Below are 19919 nucleotides of genomic sequence, written 5' to 3'. Positions count from 1 at the left end.
CAGGAGGGGCCAAATAGCTAAAAGTCTTATATTATCAGCAATTCATTCCCCCAGATGAGCTGTTGCCTTCTGGAGCTGTTGCCTGCGCACAGCGCTATATCATAATTTAATTCAACTAAATCAATGTCTAATAATTAACAATTAATAGTGAATAATTAGTTTCCTTCTTTCATTATTAATTATTCATTATTAATTATTCATTGAATACATATTGCCAGGCAAAGAGAATATTTTCACTATAAAACTGCTCATAAATTAGTTAAAGAATATGACATGATTGCAGTGGAAAACTTAAATATTAGAGGTTTAGCAAAAAATACTAAACTATCAAAATCAATTTATGATGTAGCTTGGGTCACTTTTCTATCAAAACAATCTCAATTAAAAACTAACTATAATAAATGTCATTCTCATCGGTTAAAAAAAATTAACTCACAAACGAAATAGTCGAGTAGAAAATTATCTCCATTAATATAATTAAAAAAGTAACTCCTGATGTCTTGGACCAAGGAATAAAGGGTTTGCCGTTTAACCCTGTGGTAGTTGATCCACTTGCGTTCAACTAAGCTTTCAGGCTTTTGAGTAAGTTTGAGTAAGTTTAGTTGAGCGGTAGTTCGCGGAGAAAGAAAGACTTAAAATGAATATATAGCTATAGGGAAAGTATCCTTATCTATGTTAGTAATGAAAAATTTGGCCTATATTAGTATTGGCCAGTAAGAGCTAGAAGCTAAATTAAACATCAAAGGAAAAATAAAATTATGGGATTATTTGATAGAATTGGTCGTCTTGTCAGAGCTAATGTTAATGACATGGTAAGTAAAGCTGAAGACCCTGAGAAGGTTCTAGAGCAGTCTATTATTGATATGCAAGAGGATTTGGTGCAGTTGCGTCAGGCTGTTGCTAGTGCTATTGCTACTCAGAAACGTAGCCAACAACAATATAATCAAGCTCAGTCTCAGGCTAATCAATGGTACTCCCGGGCACAGTTAGCTCTACAAAAGGGAGATGAAAATTTGGCCAAGGAAGCTCTACAGCGTAAGAAGACTTATTCTGAGACAGCAGACACTGTAAAAGTATCTTTGGACAGTCAAACAAGTCAGGTAGAAGTTTTAAAGCGGAATTTAACAGCTTTGGAAGGTAAGATTTCTGAAGCTAAGGCGAAGAAGGATATGTTGAAAGCACGAATGACTGCTGCTAAAACTCAGGAGCAACTCAATAATACAATGGGTTCTCTGAATACTAGCGGGGCAATGGCAGCTTTTGACAGGATGGAAGAAAAGGTTTTACAAATGGAGGCCCGTTCCCAAGCTACAGCAGAGTTAGCTGGTGGCAGTGGTTTGGAAGAGGATTTCCGAAAATTGGAAGCTAGTAGTGATGTTGATGATGAGTTAGCGGCGATGAAGGCACAAATGTCTGGAGGTTCTGTAAGTCAGAATCAACTACCTGCGTCAAATCAGGGTTCAGCAGAAAAATCAGAAGTTGATGCTGAACTGGAAGATTTGCGTAAACAACTTGACAAAATGTAAGTTTTGTTTATTTCCTCAATGTGCTGATATTTCGGCAATACTTTGAGCCTTGATGGATATTATAGCGATTTTCAAATATATAGACTACAGTGGCCTCCTAATGGATACTCCCTAATCCAAGAGAATTTTGTAGTCTACTTAAATGAAAAGTGTTGTAAGTATAATCTGTCAAGGCATTTTTCTGTTAAATTACACAATTTTGTTCAAAAATACTGAGATTGCAGTATTGGCATAGTTATCCAATTGGGCTATGTACTATAGCAGAAGGAAGAAGGAGGAAGGAGGAAGGAGGAAGAAGAAAGGTTGATATTCCGTTATTTTCAATTATTCCATAAGTCCTAACCGCAATGGGGACTGCTATATATAGCAATAGACAGATCGGTTAAGACATAGAGTAATAATAATCTTTAGACAGGGAAATATTTTTCCTGCTGTTTTCTGTTCCCTGGTATAAATAACTTAGATTTGCCTCTCCTCAATAAATCAGCTAAAAGTGATTATAGGACTATTAAATTTAAGCTCATTTATGTATGATTCAATAATAAGTAAAATTTATGCCTTCTGCTTTTATTAAATATTTATTAACTTAATTATGTCTAAATTACGCTGGCTAATTCTCAGTTCTTCTGCTTCTGGATTTGGTCTTTGTTCAGTTTTATTCGCCATCTTTACAGTCTTCAACGAATTAAATATTTTAAATGTTTTGGTACTGATTTTGGTCTTAGTTTTTTTGATGCTTAATTTAGTATTTACAGCTCATTATTTTTCTCAAATTTCCCGAGAACTATACATTAGAGATAAAATGCAAACACAAATGAAGATGAGGGCTAAACCTACAAGGTATCGATATTAGATTTTGATTCAATGATTACTCTACTTTAAATATAGTTGTCGGGAATATATAACAGAGTATTTATAGTAAATATTTACTAAATTAGTATAGTATTATGTCTGTTTAATTAGTGATAAAAAAAACTATATTCTCGCTTCAACAACAAATCTTCCTAATTCTTCCTGCTCCCCACTCCCTACTCCCTTATTCTTATTTATCAGTATTCAACCAGATATGATCTAATACCAAATTGATAAATGTTTGCTACAAATAGTTAGGGTATTTATTTTAATTTATAATTTATAATTTAGAATGCAGAATGGATAGATTTAATACCATTTTTGATGTTGCAAATTACCTTTTTCGTGAAACAGACTTTATCTGAAAGTCTTTTTATGGTGCTTATTATTCGTAACATTCTTTTTTCAAAATGGTATAATACCAATTTTAAAAAATAATGCTACAAAAAGGTAGACATTGTTCGAATATGCTTAAAAATAGCAATTTCAGTTCATTTTAGATAGTTATTTATATTGTTTTCCCCTTTTTTAAAATATTTATCCTTTCTTCCTTCTTTCGTACGGACGTTGCATGCAACGTCCCTACCATTTGTAACAAACATTTATCAAATTGGTATAATACAACAATCTTGGGCAAAATATTTATATATATATTTATAAAAAAAGACACTTTTTATCAAGTCATAAAATTGTTAAATAAGACAGAAGGTTAGGTTAAGTTGTTGCAATTTTATAGAAAAATAGGTTACAAAATATCTACACTTGCTAATTTATTACTAGGGCTAATTACTAAAAATGTTTGACTTTATTAATCCTATTCTTGGTCGTCATCCAGAACAAATCAAGGCTAATGTTGAAATTTATACTTGGCAAACTTGTCCCTATTGTATCAGGGCAAAACTTTTGTTGTGGTGGAAAGGTGTCAACTATACAGAATACAAAATAGATGGCAATGCAGCTGCCAGGAATACTATGGCTGAACGTGCGAATGGATATCGTACTGTGCCACAGATTTTTATCAATGACCAACATATTGGTGGCTGTGATGAGATTTATACTCTAGATGGAAAGGGTGAGTTAGATCCTTTATTGAGTAAGCCTACTGCTGTGTAAATTTTGGATTATTTGAGAGTAAGAAAAAATTAAATTCTTATAGGGCTATGTGCCAGGGAATAGGGAACTTTCAACAATTAATAATTAGGGCGTGGCTGATTAAATATAGAAGCATTGAATGATATTGGTTTTAAGGTTTTTAGGTATCAAAAAGTGCGAAGTTTTAGGCTACTGAGGTTCAAAAATTGAGCATTTTTGGCTCTATGATGATAGAAGAATCACTCTTACTCTTTTTCCTGCCAATTCCTATTTCACTCCTATCTCTCTTAACTCCTAACTACTCCCTACCTCCACAAAAAGACTTTTGAGCATAAACCCTAATTAATAATTAATCATTAATCATTAATAATTAAGGTTGACTGATTAAATATAAAGGCATTGACAGGTAAAAGTTTTAGCTTTTTTTCGTTGTAAAAAAGTGCAAATTTTTAAATTTTAGCGACCAAAAAGTTAGGATTTTGGGCATAATAATTGCAGAAAAATTAAGGGATAAAATATCTGACTACTTCCTCTATAGTCATTCTGAATAAGACTGAAACACTTTTTCAGCTAAAACTCTTTCAAGGCAAGAAACCCTTGTCTCAATCTTAACTGGAATGACTATAGCTTAAAACTCAGACAACATAATATTTTTCCTTCTTCCTTCTTCCTTCTTCCTTCTTCCTTCTGCTATAGCAATAAATTTGCTGCAAATTTATCTAAATTATCTAACCGCCATCTAGCATCTAGTTGGCGGTTTGTTTGTAATTCTAAAACTCTTATTCCACTACTAGGTAGAGTATTTAAAAGTTGTCGTAATTGCTGCCAAGAATATATATTCTGATGTTCTACATCATAAGTATTACACAGAGCAGCAAAATTAATATCTTGGGGAGTAGCAAAAAATTCTGTAAAAGGTGGTTCAAATTTAGCTATTGGTAACATTTCAAAGATTCCACCTCCCTGATTATTAATCAAAATAATAGTTAAATGACCGACTAATTTATTTCTCAGTAAAAAACCATTAGTATCATGCAAAAGTGCTAAATCTCCTGTTAACAAAATACTGCTTTGTTGACGATGAGCAATACCTAAAGCAGTTGATAAAGTACCGTCTATTCCATTTGCGCCTCGATTGAAAAATGGCTTGATTTGGGAATTATTAGGAATCCAGAAAAATTCTACATCTCTGACTGGCATACTATTAGCAATAAATATTGGTGTATCTTGGGGTAATGTTTGAGAAATTAACCAAGGTATTTTAGGTTCAAATATTTGATTGATTGCTGCCATCTTTTTGTCAATTCCCTCTCTAACTTTTACCTCAGCATTGCACCACAAATTTAAGTAATTGCTATCGGAGTTACTATGAAAAAATTTAGGAGTAAAAATTTTAGCTAGTTGTTCTACTGAAAGTTGTAAATGATTTGTCTTCCCATGGAGCGGGTCAAAATTATCCTCGCTTTGATCGATGATTAATCTGTGAGGGTTAGTTGTTTCTAGCCAAGTTCTTAGTTGTTTACTTGTTGGTAATTCGCCGATTTGTAAAACTATTTTAGGAATAAGTTTTTCTGCTATTTCCTGATTTCTTAAAATTAAATCATAAGTACTAATCAAATAGGGATTTAACCGAGAATAGTTTCTCAGAGGAGATAAACCTTCAGCTAAAACTGGGAACTTGAGAACTTGAGAAATTTGAGCGATCGCTTGACAATATTTTTGAGGATTTTTGGGTTGTGCTAAACCTGCAATAATTATGCCTTTGCCAGATTGAAGTTTATTTTTTAAATCTAATGTTAAGTCAAAATTCGGCAAAAATTCTGTTGTAAAAATTGGTTGTACTGTAGCAAAAAAGTTTTGGGGAAATTGTGCTTCTAAGGAAATAACTTCTGGTTGGGGTATAGGAGGTAAAGGGTCTCGAAAAGGAATATTAAAATGCACAGGTCCAGGTGTTGCTAAAATTGTTTTTCTCCAACCATGAATAATTGTTTGTCTTAAATATTCAAGTATTTTTACTTCTATAGAAGGCAAACTTAATTCAACTTGCCAGTTGGGATAACTGCCATACAATTTAACCTGATCTATTGTTTGACCTGCATGACAATTTCGTAATTCTGGAGGTCTATCTGCCGTTAAAACTAATAGTGGAATACGACTTTCTTTTGCCTCTATTATGGCAGGATAAAAATTGGCAGCAGCAGTACCAGATGTACAGACTATTACCACAGGTTGATAATTTTTCTTTGCTATTCCTAAAGCAAAAAATGATGCGGAACGTTCATCAAGAATTGGAATAGTTTCGATTTTTGGGTGACTAGCAAAGGCAAATGTTAGAGGTGTGGAACGGGAACCAGGGCTAATAATTGCTGTAGTTAATCCTAGATATTGTAATGTTTCTACTAAAATTGATGCCCAGACTGTATTTATATTTCTAAAATCAATTGGCATTTCTGAGTTTTGAATAGTAATAGGGTACTCATCACAAAAACTAATACCAAATTGATAAGAAGTTGCATAGAAAAATATTTTAATCGGGGTTGACTGTAGATCGAGATAGACAAGTTAATAAATTTCATAATTCTGTGCCACCTCACATAAAATTGGTATAACACCTACTACCTACCACCTAATTCTTGCAGCCTCACATAAAATTAGTATCAGGGTGATAAAAGTACCTGAAACAATAGAATATCAATTAACTAAACCTTTACCTCTTTCTGTATCTAACTACTTCTTTTATTTACTTTAGTTTCCGACTTTTTCTTTTTAGCTTTAGACTTTTTTTGATTCACTTCTGGAGGTGGACCATAATCTCCATCTGGAAAGTATTTTCGCTCCACTATATATTGTGGTTCCACTTCAATCCACAAACGGGCACCCCCGGCTTGACTTTTATTAGGTTGGTGGGGTTGATAAACAATTTGGCAAGGTCCGTTAATTTTCAGGGCGTGGCAATATTTTTTTTTATCTCCCACTTTCACCGCAATCGCTGGATGAGAAGTTCCATTATCCCTGTTGTAATCAATATTCTTTCGCAAAACATGAACAATAGTCTTGGCTTTGCGTTGAAGTTTATTCCAAGTAGGTTGTGGACCACGACTACCTGGTTTAATCTCTGGCATTCCCCGATGGTTAAGGGGAATCATCCAAAGTCTTTTGACTTTATAAGCACCTTGGACCCGGCCTTGATTAAGCAGAGTCCGCAATCTACCTGTTGAGATATTGAGTAGAAAAGCTGCTTGTGTTGTGGTGGTTGTTGAGATACTCATAACTATAACGTCTTAGTTTTGAAATGTGAGCGTGTGATTTTTGATTGAATAAATTAATTTTAAATTTTGAAATACAATTTCATAAGTAGGGAGATAGAGAGAGTCATAATAACTATCGTGGGTTTTTTGAATAATTGATAGTTCGTTCATTATCAACTTTTAGTCGGCGGATTTCGTCAACCCTGTCAGCCTCAAATCTTGCTAACTAATTTTGATTAATCTGGTAATTGTTCTATTTCGTCTTGAATTAAATCTGGTAAATTTTCTGTATGAACATTCAAATGGCAAACTGAACCAGTTAGCTCTGCTAAAATATCACCTTTTTGTTCATCTGTTAGATTTGATAGTTGTAATTGATTTAGTAAAAATAGAACTGTCTCACATTCTTCTCCTAATTCAGCCAATAATACTGATAGGGTTGAGTTAACATTTAATGGCTTTTCGAGTTTATAAATCATTTACCGCGCCTCAATCTTTTTTCTGCTCTGGCTAAACTTTTTTCTAATCCGGAAATTTCTTTTTGCCAATATGAAATTAAGCCTTCATCCGGAATAGCTTTCTCTTGTTCATCTGCTATTTTTTGATGGTGTTTGTTAATCTGTTGCCGAATACTTTCGACAGATTTACGAAACTTTCTTTTAGACAATTAATTGTAACCTCTAGAGAAATTTATTATTGCCAGTTTTGAATCAGGGGTTATTAGCAATTTTAGCAATTTTTTGGATTGTCAAGCGATCGCTTTTTTCAATGCACCGTTTTTTGTGAGGGCTTCAGAGAATGTTTGATTTTGACGGTTGTTTGGGGGCGATCGCTTAAATTTTTTTCAGGATGAATGACTAATTTTTCTCCCTTAGTATTTTGGCAGTTTGATAGATTGACTGTTTTGTGGTAAGTGGCAGTAAAAAGTTTATATCTATATATATTAGGTAGATAATCTTGGGTTTCCTACGTCAACCCAACCTACCAGACTTTTCAATTATCAGTTATCAGTTATCAGTTATCAGCTTTTTCAGTTTTCTTGATGATAGAAAATAAGATTTTAGCAATCTCATCTGCATCTTGATGGATACTGTCAAAGGCTTTTTCTTCAATATAATCGGTATCTTTGAGGAGAGATAACCAATACTTTGTTTCTAAGGCTTCTTTGTAAGCTATGGAAATTTTGGCCCTAAAGTCAGCCTGAGATATGCCTCCATTTGCTTCTGCTATGTTGGCTCCTATAGAAGTGCCACTTCTGAGCATTTGTTTAGATAATACATATTCTTTTTTTCCTCTGTCAAATATTTATAAGCTTTGACTACTCTAATAGCAAATTGATAAGCTTTTTGATAGACAATACTCTTGTTTATGTCCATAAACTCCTGAAAAAGCTGATAACTGAAAAGGCTAATAACTGTTCACTGAAAAAAGGCTGATAACTGATAACTGATAACTGATAACTGAATAGCTACCGCCACGGAGCTTTGTTTGGTCAGTCCCATAATTATCTTCCCATAGGCTTGATTGATTTGAGCATTCTGTGTAAAAAAATTTCGATCCGCTTTAGCGGAACTGGAAAAAGAAAAAAGAATAAAGAATAAAGGGGAAAAGAGGAAAAGAATAAAGGGGAAGAATCCTAGGAACGAGAGACAGAAACGACCGACACGGACGAGACAATCCGAAAACCCCTATCGCTGTAGAAGAAGTCGGCACAAGAGTAGTCACGCCAGGCGCAACGGCAATACCAAGAATCACCGTACCAGCAACCGCCACGGAGCAGTCGTTGACTATTATTTCCCCCACTTTCCCAAGCACTTCCATCGGTAGGCGCTCCATTATAATTACCGTGCCAAACATCCAGACACCATTCCCAGACATTCCCGTGCATATCGTATAGACCAAAAGCATTGGGAGGAAAACTTCCCACATCTATTGTTTCTTGTCGATATTTTCCTTTAGGAGCATTGCCATAAGGATGATTACCATCATAGTTAACTAACTCAGACGTTATAGTTTCTCCAAAATAGAAAGGAGTAGTTGTCCCGGCACGACAGGCATATTCCCACTGACTCTCACTAGGCAGAGTGTAAATTTTCCCAGTTTTCTCAGATAGCTTTTGACAAAACTCTATGGCGTTATGCCAGTTCACATTTTCTACTGGGCGGTTTTCTCCTTTAAAGTTGGAAGGATTATTTCCCATAATAGCTTCGTACTGCTTTTGAGTAATAGGATATTTACTCATATAAAAAGGTTGGAGACTTACTTGATGTTGAGGACTTTCATTAGAGTCTCTTTCCGCCTCATTTTCTGGCGAACCCATGAGAAAACTTCCCCCAGGAATATAAACCATTTCTAATTTAATCCCATTACCCAAGTCTTCCATTTTTTGCCTGGCACTTCCCTGGGTACGATTAATAACTTTCCCAGAGTTGTTGACAGTAACTACCTCAAAAGTAAAGACTTCCCCTTTCGACTCCCGTCGCCTTTTTTCCTCAGCTTCTCTTTCTTGTCTTTCCCTTTCTTCCCGCCTAATTTTTTCCTCCGCCTGACGTTTAATTTCCTGCCAAACACCCAGAACAATATCTCGATTTTTCACCGCCTCATTTAAACCCAAATTTATCGCCCGGTTATAGTCATCAACCGCCTGCCGATATTCTCCTAATTTAAAGTAGGCATAACCCCGAAAATTATATGCCGGAGCATGACTAGCATCCAACCCTATAACTTGAGTCAAATCATCAACCGCCTCTCGATAATTTGCCAACTGAATATAAGTCAAACCTCGCCGATAATAACCATCGGCAAATTCAGGATTCAAATCTATAACGTAGCCAAAATCAATAATTGCCTCCTGATATTTTTCCTGATTAAATTTCTCAATTCCCCGCTGATAACAAGAATTGATTACACTCAAATTTTTCTCCTTACCCAAACCAACCAAGCAGCGATTAACTTTAGTAATAAATTCCTCATCCAGAGGCAGTAAATTTTCAGCCACTATGTCAAATTTTTCTCTGCCATTCTCCACAGAAAGATAACGAGAATTTAGCCAAGACTCCAGGGAAAAATCTAACATTTGTTCTGCAAAAGTAGGATGAGATAAACCAGTCAAACCAAGGGCAATATCCGCAGCAAATTCTGGTACTAATTCCGAGCGGTCTTTTTCCATAGCTCTGAGACTGCCAATATAACTTTCAACTACCATTTGAAACAGGTCATCTGCCAAACGTCGATCTATAGAAAATTCCGTTTCTAACTCTGGCAATAATTCTGGCAACTTCGGCGATAAGTTAGTAGTAATTAAATAATGAATGTCAGTAAATAGGGCAACAATAATATTATGATATGCTCCTAACAAAGCTGATAATTTGCCAAAATCTTCGCTATTGGTTTTGTAACCTCTATCAATTTCTATTCCGACTGCCTGTAGTTCTTCATTTTCTCTATAAATACTCAAATTTAAAGCATTATCTCCACCAAACTTTTGATTTATCTCTTGTTCTGTTTTGCCTTTTGCCAAAAGTTTCTGTTTAACATTCGTTTCCCAATGTAAGGCACGTTGAATGGCAAATTCGTAGAGAACTTTCGGATAATGTAGATGGCGAATCATAGTTCTGTAGAAAGGAGATATTTCTTGTCCGCCACTCCAATAGGCAACTTGAATATTAATAAAGTCTCCATCTACTTCTGATTCTATTAATAGTATGGGTTCAGATTTTAAGCGACTAAATATGGCTTTAACTGCGCTACCTCCGGCAAAACGGTTACTATCCCAAGCGCGGTCTATTAATTCTGCTGGTCGTTGTTCATTTTCCAGAGGATAGTATTTTTCCAGGAAATTTCGTAAGTGTTGAGAAAGACGTTTTTCTACTTTAGGAAATCCAGAAGTAGAAGTTTTATTTAAGTGTTCAAAACGGTCATAGTCTATTTCTGGAGGTGCGAGTATTATTTGTATAGGAATAGGATTTCTGCCTTGATGATATTCGAGAATTTGCCAGGGATAAATTTTGAGTGGCCAGTTATCTAATTCTTTAATTTCTAGACTAACTTCTCGTTGATATACTGCGATAAAAAACTGAGTTTCTCGGTTATATTGAGCTAGTTCGATTTGTAGTTGTTTTTGTTGTTGAAATAGCCATGCTTGAAATTCTTGGTTGCTTTTAGCTATTTGCATATCTACTGCTTTGATAAATTCTTGGAGTTTCCGATTTTCTTGGCATTGGTATTCAACTATTTTTGCCTGAAATTCTTGACGATAAGTTTCCAGGTCAAATTGTGCAGAGATTTGTTTTTCTTGTAATTCTTGTTGATGAGCAAAGCGTTGACTTTCCAAGTCTCTTTGAAATGCTTGATTATTTTGCTGTAACTTTGCTTGAGCAGCAAGACGTTGATACTCTATTTCTGCCTGAAATGCTTGATTATTTTGTTGTAAGTCTCGTTGAAATGCTTGATTATTTTGCTGCAACTTAATCTGAGACATAGTACGCATATATTCAATCTCAAGTTGAGCGACTCTTTGTTTTTCTTGTAATTCTTTTTGATGAGCTAGTCGTTGCCTTTCTAAATTTTGCTGCATTGTTCTAGTAGAGGCAGCATTAAAAGCATTAACGCAGCTACTCCACACAGAAGCTGTAGCAGGAATAGCAAATGGAAGTAAAGGTATAGGCATAATTTTTTTCTTCTGATAATTATCAATTTTTCCTAGATTTAAAAAGTTTAATAAATGTTGGGTTTCCTGAGTCAACCCAACCTACACATTGGGAGGGGAATATTTCCGGATAATTTCTGATTATTATTTAAAGTACTTCCTAAGCAATCTTAGTTTCTCCTTTAATTTGAAATTTTTAGTAGGTTCAAAAAGTTTGATAAATGTTGGGTTTCCTGAGTCAACCCAACCTACATTATCTGTCATGGGGAGGAGAATATTTCACTATTATTTCTGATTATTATTGAAAGTACCCTCGAAGCAATTTTAATTTCTGAGAGATTACTGATCTAATGCTAGGTTTATCTAGGCGATCGCCTCCACTCAAAATTCCTCAACCTAACCGAGATTATCTAGGTAAAAATTTCTCTATATTTTTTCTCCTCTCATTATTAATTTAGCAATCTGAGTAATATAAAATTTCTCCAAATTAGATGTAAATCTTATCTAAATGTTGGGTTTCGTTGCCATGACAGTAACATTAAAAATGGTGCGTTACGCTCCCTACTCGACTGCGGGAAGTCAATGTAAAGCCATAATTTTTTTCTCCTTTAATTTAAAATTTTCAGTAGGTTCAAAAAGTTTGATAAATGTTGGGTTTATCCTCCGGATAAGCTTCGCTAACGCGGACTCAACCCAACCTACATTATCTGTCATGGGGAGGGGAATATTTCACTATTATTTCTGATTCTTGTTGAAAGTACCCTCGAAGCTTTCTCAGTCTCTGAGAAATTACTTTTCTAATATTGGGTTCATCAAAATAATTGGGTCTAAAACTTTGCCTTTTAAGCCACATCAAAAATGGTGCGTTATGCTCCACTTCTGAGAAGTTGTTTAGATAATAGATATTCTTTTTTTTTCCTCTGTTAAGTATTTATAAGCATAGATAATACTCTTATTTATATCCATAAACTCCTGAAAAAGCTAAAAAATAAAATCTGATAACTGTTCACTGTAAAAGGCTGATAACTGATAACTGATAACTGATAACTGAAATGACCTGCCAAGGAGCATTTATTCTGATAACTTCTCGATAAAATTCCTGAAATAAAAAAGTCAAAATTAAAGCATGAATTCCACTAGGAGGTGTCAAAGATATAAGTTCTCCATTCACTAATTCATATTTATTATCTGTACTATCTTGATATTGCGAATATTCAGCAAAGGTGTAAATGTTGGGTTTAGTTTCAATCATTTGTCAGTCATCAAGAAAGTTAAATTGAAAACGTAGGGGTTTGGTCTCCAAACCCTCTCCTAACCAGACTCCAAAACCTCCAAACTCCATAAATATTTGAGGTTTAATAAAGTTATTTTTTTCCTTCTTCCTTCCTCCTTCTTCCTTCTTCCTTCTTCCTTCCCAAAAATTAATTTGCTCCACCATAATAGGAACATAATAAATAAGCAGCAGCACCAACTACTCCTTTATTAGTATGGGAAACTTGAATGCCTCCTTCATTATAGATATTGCCATTATTATCTACCCAACCAACTGCATGATTATGATTATCATAAACTTTACCATCTGTACCTGCATGTCCTAGATGATAATGACTAGAATTATAAACTTTACCGAAGAATTAATAATTCAATAATTCAATAATTCAATAATTCAGGTTTAAAGCCTCCCCTTTCAAGGGGAAAAAAATAAATTTTTTCCTTTTATTCAATCCTCTTCCTTTTAGGGAGAGGTAATTATCAATTATCCATTATCAATTATCAATTATTGAAGACCTTTTAAATAGCCTACATAATGACCATAGCGATCGCTACTTGTATGTAGGTCAATATGACCTGAATTATCTATAGTTGTATAAGGATATTTATCGTCAGAATAATTATATGCAGCAGTGGTGGATGAATGAAATTCTAAACGATGACTAGATAAACCAATATTTTGACTGTCAAAAGTATGAGAACTTAAACTTAAATTATGTTGCTCATGCTGAAAGTTAGAAATTTCTGGCAATGGAGATTAAGAATTTACTCCAGAAAAATCTGTATCAAAATCTTGATGTTCAAATTGCTGCTGTTGATGGAAATTATCGGATAAAAAGTGATTTTGAGAAAAGTCTAAATTTTCCTGCAAACCCATACTTGAATGTTGATAGTCGAACTGCTGTTGCTGATGGAAACCATCGGTCACATTCTGGTTTAAATCTTGATTTATGTCATCCGAACTTGAGGATAAGTCATCGTTATTAAGTAAACCAGAGTTGTAACTAATACCACTATCTTGATTTGCCAAATTATTGGATGAAAAATCATTTTGAGCAAAGTCTGGATTTTCCCCTAAACCCATATTGAAATTTTGATAGTCGAACTGTTGTTGCTGATGGAAACTATCAGTCAAATTCTGGTTTAAGTCTTGATTTATGTCATCCAGAGTTGAGGAAAAATCTTCATTGTTAAGTAAAGCATAATTATCATTAATACTGCTATCTTGATTTGCCAAATTCTCCAATGAAAAATCATTTTGAGCAAAGTCTGGATTTTCCCCTAAACCCATATTGAAATTTTGATAGTCGAACTGTTGTTGCTGATGGAAACTATCAGTCAAATTCTGGTTTAAGTCTTGATTTATGTCATCCAGAGTTGAGGAAAAATCTTCATTGTTAAGTAAAGCATAATTATCATTAATACTGCTATCTTGATTTGCCAAATTCTCCAATGAAAAATCATTTTGAGCAAAGTCTGGATTTTCCCCTAAACCCATATTGAAATTTTGATAGTCGAACTGTTGTTGCTGATGGAAATTATCGGTCAAATTCTGGTTTAAGTCTTGATTTATCTCATCCGGAATAGAGGAAAAATCATCATTGTTAAGTAAACCAGAATTGTCACTAATACCGCTATCTTGATTTGCCAAATTATCAAATAAATTGTTCATAGTATGACTTACTAAATAAATAGAATAGTTATATTTATAGCAAAGAAAGAGTTGGTTAAGACAGAGATTGATAATGAACCTGAGACAGAGAAAAGCTTTTACCTAAAAATTAAGGTTTAAAGTCTCTCCTTTAAAGGAGAAAAAGAAAAAAATTTCCTTTTAGTCAATCCTCTTATTTTCAAGGAAAAGTAATTATTCATTATTCATTATTAATTGTTGAACACTGTTCCCTACTTTACTTAAACTAAAGCTTTTAATAAAGTCTGAAGTTTTAGTTGAACTTCTGCTAATTCTTTCTCTGGTTTTGAACCAACAACTATGCCTGCACCTGCAAAAAGTCTGGTGCGGTCTCCGTCTATTAATGCTGACCTAATACCCACCACAAATTCCCCATTTCCTTGATAGTCTATCCAACCTATAGGTGCTGCATAAAGCGATCGCTCGAAAGTTTCAAAATTATGTATTTGTTGTTGAGCAATATCTCTAGGAACTCCTGCTACTGCTGGGGTGGGATGTAGTTCTGCTAGGATTTCTAATAGATGAATATTTTGGGAAATTTCTGCTGTAATTGGTGTCCATAAATGCTGAATATTTGACAATTGTAATAAATGAGGTTGAGATGGGTAATGAGGATTTAATCCTAAATCTTGGAGATGTTTAATAATAAAATCTATGACAAATTGATGTTCTCGTAAATCTTTTTCACTGCATAATAAATTCTTGGCTAATTTGATGTCTTGAGTGGAGTTTTTACCTCTGGGTGCTGAACCTGCTAAAGCGTCTGTAATTAATTGGTTGTTATTAATACTAATTAACCTTTCTGGACTTGCGCCTATGAAGTTTTGACCTTTGCCATTACTGGTAGAAAATACATAGCAGTCTGGATAAATGAATCGTAAGTTGTTTAAAGACTGAATTAAGTTAAAAGGAGTTTGAGAATATATATCTATGGCGTGGGCTAAAACTATTTTTTTTAAAGAATTTGAGTTAATCAAATCTAGAGCGGAAGCTACTGATTTTTTAAAGTCCTGTAAATGATTCGGATTAATTTTCCGAAGATTTCCGCGAGGCTTGGTTAAACTTGATAAAGAAGTATTATTTATTTGAGTAATTTGCTGGTATTTATGCCAAATTATCTGGGAAATATTTTTAATATTTATGGAGGTAGTGATAACTGTATTAATAACAAGTGTATGGCAATTATTTTTCTGAGTTATTTGCCACCGTGGCAAAAATATAGTTGCACAATGAAAGTGAGAGTTTATAGATGGTTTCTCCTGATAATTACCATTTTGAGAAACATCTAGATTGATTTGGGAATCTTGTTCAAAGAAAGTAAAACTACAAAAAAAGTGAGGGCCTGAAAATGGTAAATGTGTTGCACCTAAAACAATTGTATTGTTAAGACATGACTGAATAAAAGATCGAGCTTGTGAGAAACGGTTCCCACTCGTAACAGTCAAGTGGGTAGCAGCATCTACAGCAGCGATCGCTAAGGTATTTTTTTCAGTATTTGTTTTTCCAATAATTTGTTTTTCGAGATAAAAATGTAGTTGATTAGGTTCACAAATTTCCTGCAATACTGCTAGGGGATCTACTGGTAATATTTCCACAGAAATACTAATGACTTTTTTCTGCACCTGTTCCGTTAATGTCTGTTGACAATTTAACAGAAACTGATGCAGGTCCTGGCAGCTTTGAAATAGATTAACAGAAGTGGGTATTGCAGGCATGAAAAAAAGAATCGGAAATTTTCACTGAATATTAAGAGAGATTCATTGGTAGGACTGTTCAATTTCTAAAAAAGGCCCAATTTATCCCCTAGTTTTAATTAAAATTATCACCTTTATTTATATTAGACTCCATAGTTATGGTCAAAATTAAATCTTTTTCTCTCCTTTTTTTGCGTTTCTCTTTTCTGTTTTCTTTTTGAGACTTTTACATATTGTTAGCGCCAGGCTATTGCCAAGAGCTTGACGTTTGGTTTTTTGACACTCCCACCGTTAAATCAAAGATTATAACGGGGGATTCTTGATTTAATGACTCTTAACTAGGTAACAAATCAAATAAACTGAATTGTACCCCCGTCAGACCGTCTCAACAAGCTTTTTATTTAACGGTGTGCCCCACCGCCATTAATCCTCTATTTCTGATTACTTTTGCAGCAGCTACATCACGATTAACCTGACAACCACAGTTGCTACAATTATGTTTTCTATCCGCAAGTTTTTTCTTGTTTACATAACCACAATTTGGGCATTCTTGAGATGTATAATTCTTATCAACTTTGCAATAGTACTTACCTCTTTTCCAACAAACATAAGGTAATATTTCATTAATAAACTTACCTATTCCAGAGTCTAGAGATTGCTTTCTGACAATACCTTTAGACCAGGAAGTAAAGTTAATATCTTCAACAAAAATATTATCTGCTAAATCACAAAGTTGATGAGCTAATTTAAAATGCCAGTCACGTCTAGTATTAGCTATTCTTTCATGTAGCCTAGCTATTTTATTCTGAAGCTTTAACCAATTACTTAACCCTTTAGTTTTATTTTTAAGTCTACGTTGCAGCAATTTAAGCTCGCGTAGTTTACCTAACAAAAACTTAGGTGATTTAAACAATTGACCTGTAGAAGTTGCTACAAAATTTTCTATTCCTGCATCTATCCCTAAAGACTTTTTTCCTACTGGATTATCTGGAACTAACTCTGATGATTGGAAACTAACCATCAAATAATAACCACTGGCTTTTTTAACTATCCTAGCTTGTTTAGCTACCATATTTTCTGGATATGGTCTGCTTTGCCTTAATTTAACCCAACCTAACTGAGGTAGTTTAAATCTGTTATTACCCAAGCAATTCTTTAACATTGCTGGAAAGACAAAACTCCTCATCCTCTTCTTGAATCTAGGAAAACCTCTACCTAAACTTTTCATATTAACAAATGCTCTATCTAAAGTTTTTAAAGTTTGTTGTAATACTTGAGCATTTTCATGTCGGCTCTTAGCCGAAACTGACTTTAATCTAGGATTAGTTTTCTTAGCTACTGTTAAACTTTTAGTTTGACAATTGTAATTAGGGTAGGGAGCATCAGCAGGAATAATATATTCGGAAATAATTGAACAACGATTAATTAGTGATTTTCTTGAACTTAGCCAGTCTTTCCGCTCTCTCAAAGCATAATTATATACAGTTTTACAAACATCAAGAATCTGATTAATTTCTACTTCTTGTTGTTTTGTAGGTTTGAGTTTATACTGGTAAGTTAAAGTAATCACGTTGACGGTTTTTTTGTTTCCTAATCTATTAATAATATCACACAATATTATTAATTACAAACCTTATTAAATATCTCAAAAACCTAGATCAAAGGATTCGCGCTCCGCTCAATTAATTTGCGTTTTTGTAATTCATCTCACCGCTATAATCTTTGATTTAGCGGGAGTCCTCTTTCAACATTCTCTGATAGAGGATTATTCAGAATAACTAGAAAGGCCAAATTAAATCAAATGTAAAGGAAAAATAAATTACATGATTTTTTGTAAAGTTTTCTGCATAACTCGGAAATTAAAGTGTTAAGAGATAAACAATTGTTGTGAGCGACAAATATTTCTTAAATATGTTTATTATTATCTAGAGTTAGGATTGAGAAGTTTGTCACAACTCATTAAACTATAAAAATCAACGTAAGCATTTCCTGCGGAATGCTGCGCAAACAGCAGTCAGCTATCAGCTTTATTACCTTTCAAGGAGAAAAAAGCAATTTTATCAAAGCTTCAGAGTACGAATATCTGGTTGAGAATGTAGTATAAATTAAACGAATGCTTGCTTTATTAATTAAAAAGCTGATAGCTGACCGTTAATAGCTGAATGCTTACAAATCAACCTCCATAACTGTTGCCACAATCTCAAGATTAATTATCAAATTAAGATGACATTTCAAACAATAAATCAATCTCAAAAAAAATTATGGCTAGCTGCCATCAAACCACCTATGTATAGTGTAGCTATTATGCCTATATGGGTGGGAACTGCAATAGCTTTCTGGGAAAAAAATTCGATTAATTGGTCAATTTTTTCAACATTTATTACATCAGCAATTTTCATTTTAGCCTGGGAAAATATTAGTAATGATGTATTTGATTCAGAAACAGGTATCGATAAAAATAAACATCATTCTTTAGTAAATTTGACAGGAAATAAATCTTTGATGTTCGTCCTGAGTAATTTGTTTTTACTGTTAGGAATTTTAGGGATTTTAGGAATTAGTTGGTGGCAAAAAGATGTAACGGTAATTGGATTAATATTGTTGTGTTGTTTTTTGGGATATATTTATCAAGGTCCTCCTTTTAGATTAGGATATCAAGGCTTAGGAGAAATTCTCTGTTTTTTTGCTTTCGGTCCTTTGGCAATTTCTGCTGCTTATTATAGTCAAACTAAAAGTTGGTCAATGATAAGTTTGACCGCATCAATAATTATTGGAATTACTACTACTCTTATTCTCTTTTGTTCTCACTTTCATCAAGTACAAGATGACTTAGCAGCAGGGAAGCGATCGCCTATTGTGAGAATGGGAACTAAAGCAGGTTCTCAATTATTAAGTTGGTCTTGTGGTATTGTTTTTGTTCTCATTTCTATCTGTGTAGGTTTAGGAATTTTCCCAGTTTGGACTCTGTTAAGTTTTGGTGCTTTACCATTTGCTATTCAGTTATGTCGTCATGTTGGTAATTATCACGACCAACCAGAAAAAGTTAGTAACTGTAAATTTATTGCTGTTTATCTACATTTTTTTAGCGGATTATTATTTGGCTTGGGATTTATTATCTAAACATGAGACAATTAATAATTAATAATTAATAATTAATAATTAATAATTCGGGCTTGGTGATTAAATTTCAAATAATTACCATATAAAGGTTTTAGTCTTTTTAGGTATTGAAAAAGTACATGGTTTTCAGCTCTTCATGGTCAAAAATTTAGCATTTTTAGCACAAGAGTTGGGCAAAAAAATTCTCCTATACACCCCTACACCCCTACTCCTTAAAAAAGACTTTTTCAGCAAATCCTAATTAGGGCTTGCTGATTAAATATCAAAGCATTAACTGATATTGGTTTGAAGAATTGTAGGTACTGAAAAGGTAGCAGCTTTTCAGTTGATGGAGGGGAAAAAGTAAAGATTTTGGGGTAATGATGAGAGAAAAACTAAGGGGCAATTATGAATGACTACCTCTTCTACAACTCCCCTAAATCCTAACTCTTAATTAGGGTTTGCTGAATAAATCTAAAAGCATTGACATATAAAGGATTTAACCTTTTTTGGGCCTTTAAAAAGTGTCTGGTATCACGTCTAAAACGCTCATGCATGGAGCGTATTTTAGGCGCATAGTTGGGCAGAATAATCTTGGGACAAAACTTAGCTCCTACCTCCTCGCTCATTCCCCGTTTCTCCTGTCTCCTGTCTCCCCCTCCCCTCCTGGGAGGCAGGGCTGTTTCAAAGTCAAATAAATAATCGATATGATTGAGAATTGGGGGCAACATAACCGGAATTTGGAGAAAAGTTAGGAAAAACAGGCGATTTTTCGGGGTGGAGGTAGGGAAAAGCTCC

Annotated in this window: 17 protein-coding genes; 4 read left to right on the top strand and 13 right to left on the bottom strand. The window is 34.0% G+C overall.

Annotation, left to right across the window (positions count from 1 at the left end; translation table 11 throughout):
* Positions 1-273 precede the first annotated feature (273 nt).
* The 3 genes from F6K54_RS20405 to grxC all read left to right on the top strand — a co-directional run bounded on the left by F6K54_RS20405 (position 274) and on the right by grxC (position 3491).
* On the top strand, positions 274-447 hold the full coding sequence (locus F6K54_RS20405; RefSeq protein WP_293081139.1) for a hypothetical protein: 174 nt from the start codon (positions 274-276) through the stop codon (positions 445-447).
* Positions 448-758: 311 nt separating this feature from the next.
* Positions 759-1526: a PspA/IM30 family protein gene (locus F6K54_RS20400; protein ID WP_293081137.1), complete on the top strand. Its 768-nt coding sequence runs from the start codon at positions 759-761 to the stop codon at positions 1524-1526.
* Positions 1527-3173: 1647 nt separating this feature from the next.
* Complete coding sequence (gene grxC, locus F6K54_RS20395) at positions 3174-3491, top strand: glutaredoxin 3 (RefSeq protein WP_293081135.1); 318 nt, start codon at positions 3174-3176, stop codon at positions 3489-3491.
* A 669-nt stretch (positions 3492-4160) separates the two neighbouring features.
* Here grxC and menD read toward each other — a convergent pair.
* The 13 genes from menD to F6K54_RS20325 all read right to left on the bottom strand — a co-directional run bounded on the left by menD (position 4161) and on the right by F6K54_RS20325 (position 17637).
* A complete protein-coding gene (gene menD, locus F6K54_RS20390) occupies positions 4161-5918 on the bottom strand; it encodes a 2-succinyl-5-enolpyruvyl-6-hydroxy-3-cyclohexene-1-carboxylic-acid synthase (protein WP_293081133.1) in 1758 nt (585 codons plus the stop codon).
* 275 nt (positions 5919-6193) lie between these two features.
* A complete protein-coding gene (locus tag F6K54_RS20385; RefSeq protein ID WP_293081130.1) occupies positions 6194-6739 on the bottom strand; it encodes a DNA-binding protein in 546 nt (181 codons plus the stop codon).
* Positions 6740-6954: 215 nt separating this feature from the next.
* On the bottom strand, positions 6955-7197 hold the full coding sequence (locus tag F6K54_RS20380) for a hypothetical protein (protein ID WP_293081129.1): 243 nt from the start codon (positions 7195-7197) through the stop codon (positions 6955-6957).
* The gene (locus F6K54_RS20375) at positions 7194-7385 is read right to left on the bottom strand and encodes a hypothetical protein (protein ID WP_202218382.1); all 192 of its coding nucleotides are present in this window, start codon (positions 7383-7385) and stop codon (positions 7194-7196) included. The genes F6K54_RS20380 and F6K54_RS20375 overlap by 4 nt, the downstream gene beginning before the upstream one ends.
* 347 nt (positions 7386-7732) lie before the next feature.
* The gene (locus tag F6K54_RS20370) at positions 7733-7981 is read right to left on the bottom strand and encodes a four helix bundle protein (protein ID WP_293081120.1); all 249 of its coding nucleotides are present in this window, start codon (positions 7979-7981) and stop codon (positions 7733-7735) included.
* On the bottom strand, positions 7957-8094 hold the full coding sequence (locus F6K54_RS20365; protein WP_293081118.1) for a hypothetical protein: 138 nt from the start codon (positions 8092-8094) through the stop codon (positions 7957-7959). The genes F6K54_RS20370 and F6K54_RS20365 overlap by 25 nt, the downstream gene beginning before the upstream one ends.
* A gap of 260 nt (positions 8095-8354) precedes the next feature.
* Positions 8355-11387 carry an SUMF1/EgtB/PvdO family nonheme iron enzyme gene (locus F6K54_RS43045; protein ID WP_366558185.1) on the bottom strand — a complete coding sequence of 1011 codons (3033 nt, stop codon included), beginning with the start codon at positions 11385-11387 and terminating at the stop codon, positions 8355-8357.
* Positions 11388-12372: 985 nt separating this feature from the next.
* Positions 12373-12618, bottom strand: coding sequence for a Uma2 family endonuclease (locus F6K54_RS20350; RefSeq protein ID WP_293081115.1), 246 nt, complete (start codon positions 12616-12618; stop codon positions 12373-12375).
* Between the two features lie 3 nt (positions 12619-12621).
* A complete protein-coding gene (locus F6K54_RS20345) occupies positions 12622-12804 on the bottom strand; it encodes a hypothetical protein (RefSeq protein WP_293081112.1) in 183 nt (60 codons plus the stop codon).
* A gap of 339 nt (positions 12805-13143) precedes the next feature.
* A complete protein-coding gene (locus F6K54_RS20340; RefSeq protein ID WP_293081111.1) occupies positions 13144-13389 on the bottom strand; it encodes a hypothetical protein in 246 nt (81 codons plus the stop codon).
* A 6-nt stretch (positions 13390-13395) separates the two neighbouring features.
* Positions 13396-14310, bottom strand: a complete 915-nt coding sequence (locus tag F6K54_RS20335) for a hypothetical protein (RefSeq protein ID WP_293081108.1) — start codon at positions 14308-14310, stop codon at positions 13396-13398.
* Between the two features lie 239 nt (positions 14311-14549).
* Positions 14550-16043, bottom strand: coding sequence for an isochorismate synthase MenF (locus F6K54_RS20330; RefSeq protein ID WP_293081107.1), 1494 nt, complete (start codon positions 16041-16043; stop codon positions 14550-14552).
* 376 nt (positions 16044-16419) lie between these two features.
* Positions 16420-17637: a transposase gene (locus F6K54_RS20325; RefSeq protein ID WP_293081106.1), complete on the bottom strand. Its 1218-nt coding sequence runs from the start codon at positions 17635-17637 to the stop codon at positions 16420-16422.
* 608 nt (positions 17638-18245) lie between these two features.
* Between F6K54_RS20325 and menA the strand changes: the two genes are divergently transcribed.
* A complete protein-coding gene (gene menA / locus F6K54_RS20320; RefSeq protein ID WP_293081104.1) occupies positions 18246-19142 on the top strand; it encodes a 2-carboxy-1,4-naphthoquinone phytyltransferase in 897 nt (298 codons plus the stop codon).
* Positions 19143-19919 lie beyond the last annotated feature (777 nt).

Source organism: Okeania sp. SIO3B5, from assembly GCF_010692555.1.
GTDB lineage: Bacteria > Cyanobacteriota > Cyanobacteriia > Cyanobacteriales > Microcoleaceae > Okeania.
Note: the sequence above shows the minus strand (reverse complement) of the source record. Positions and strands in the feature narration are given on the sequence as shown.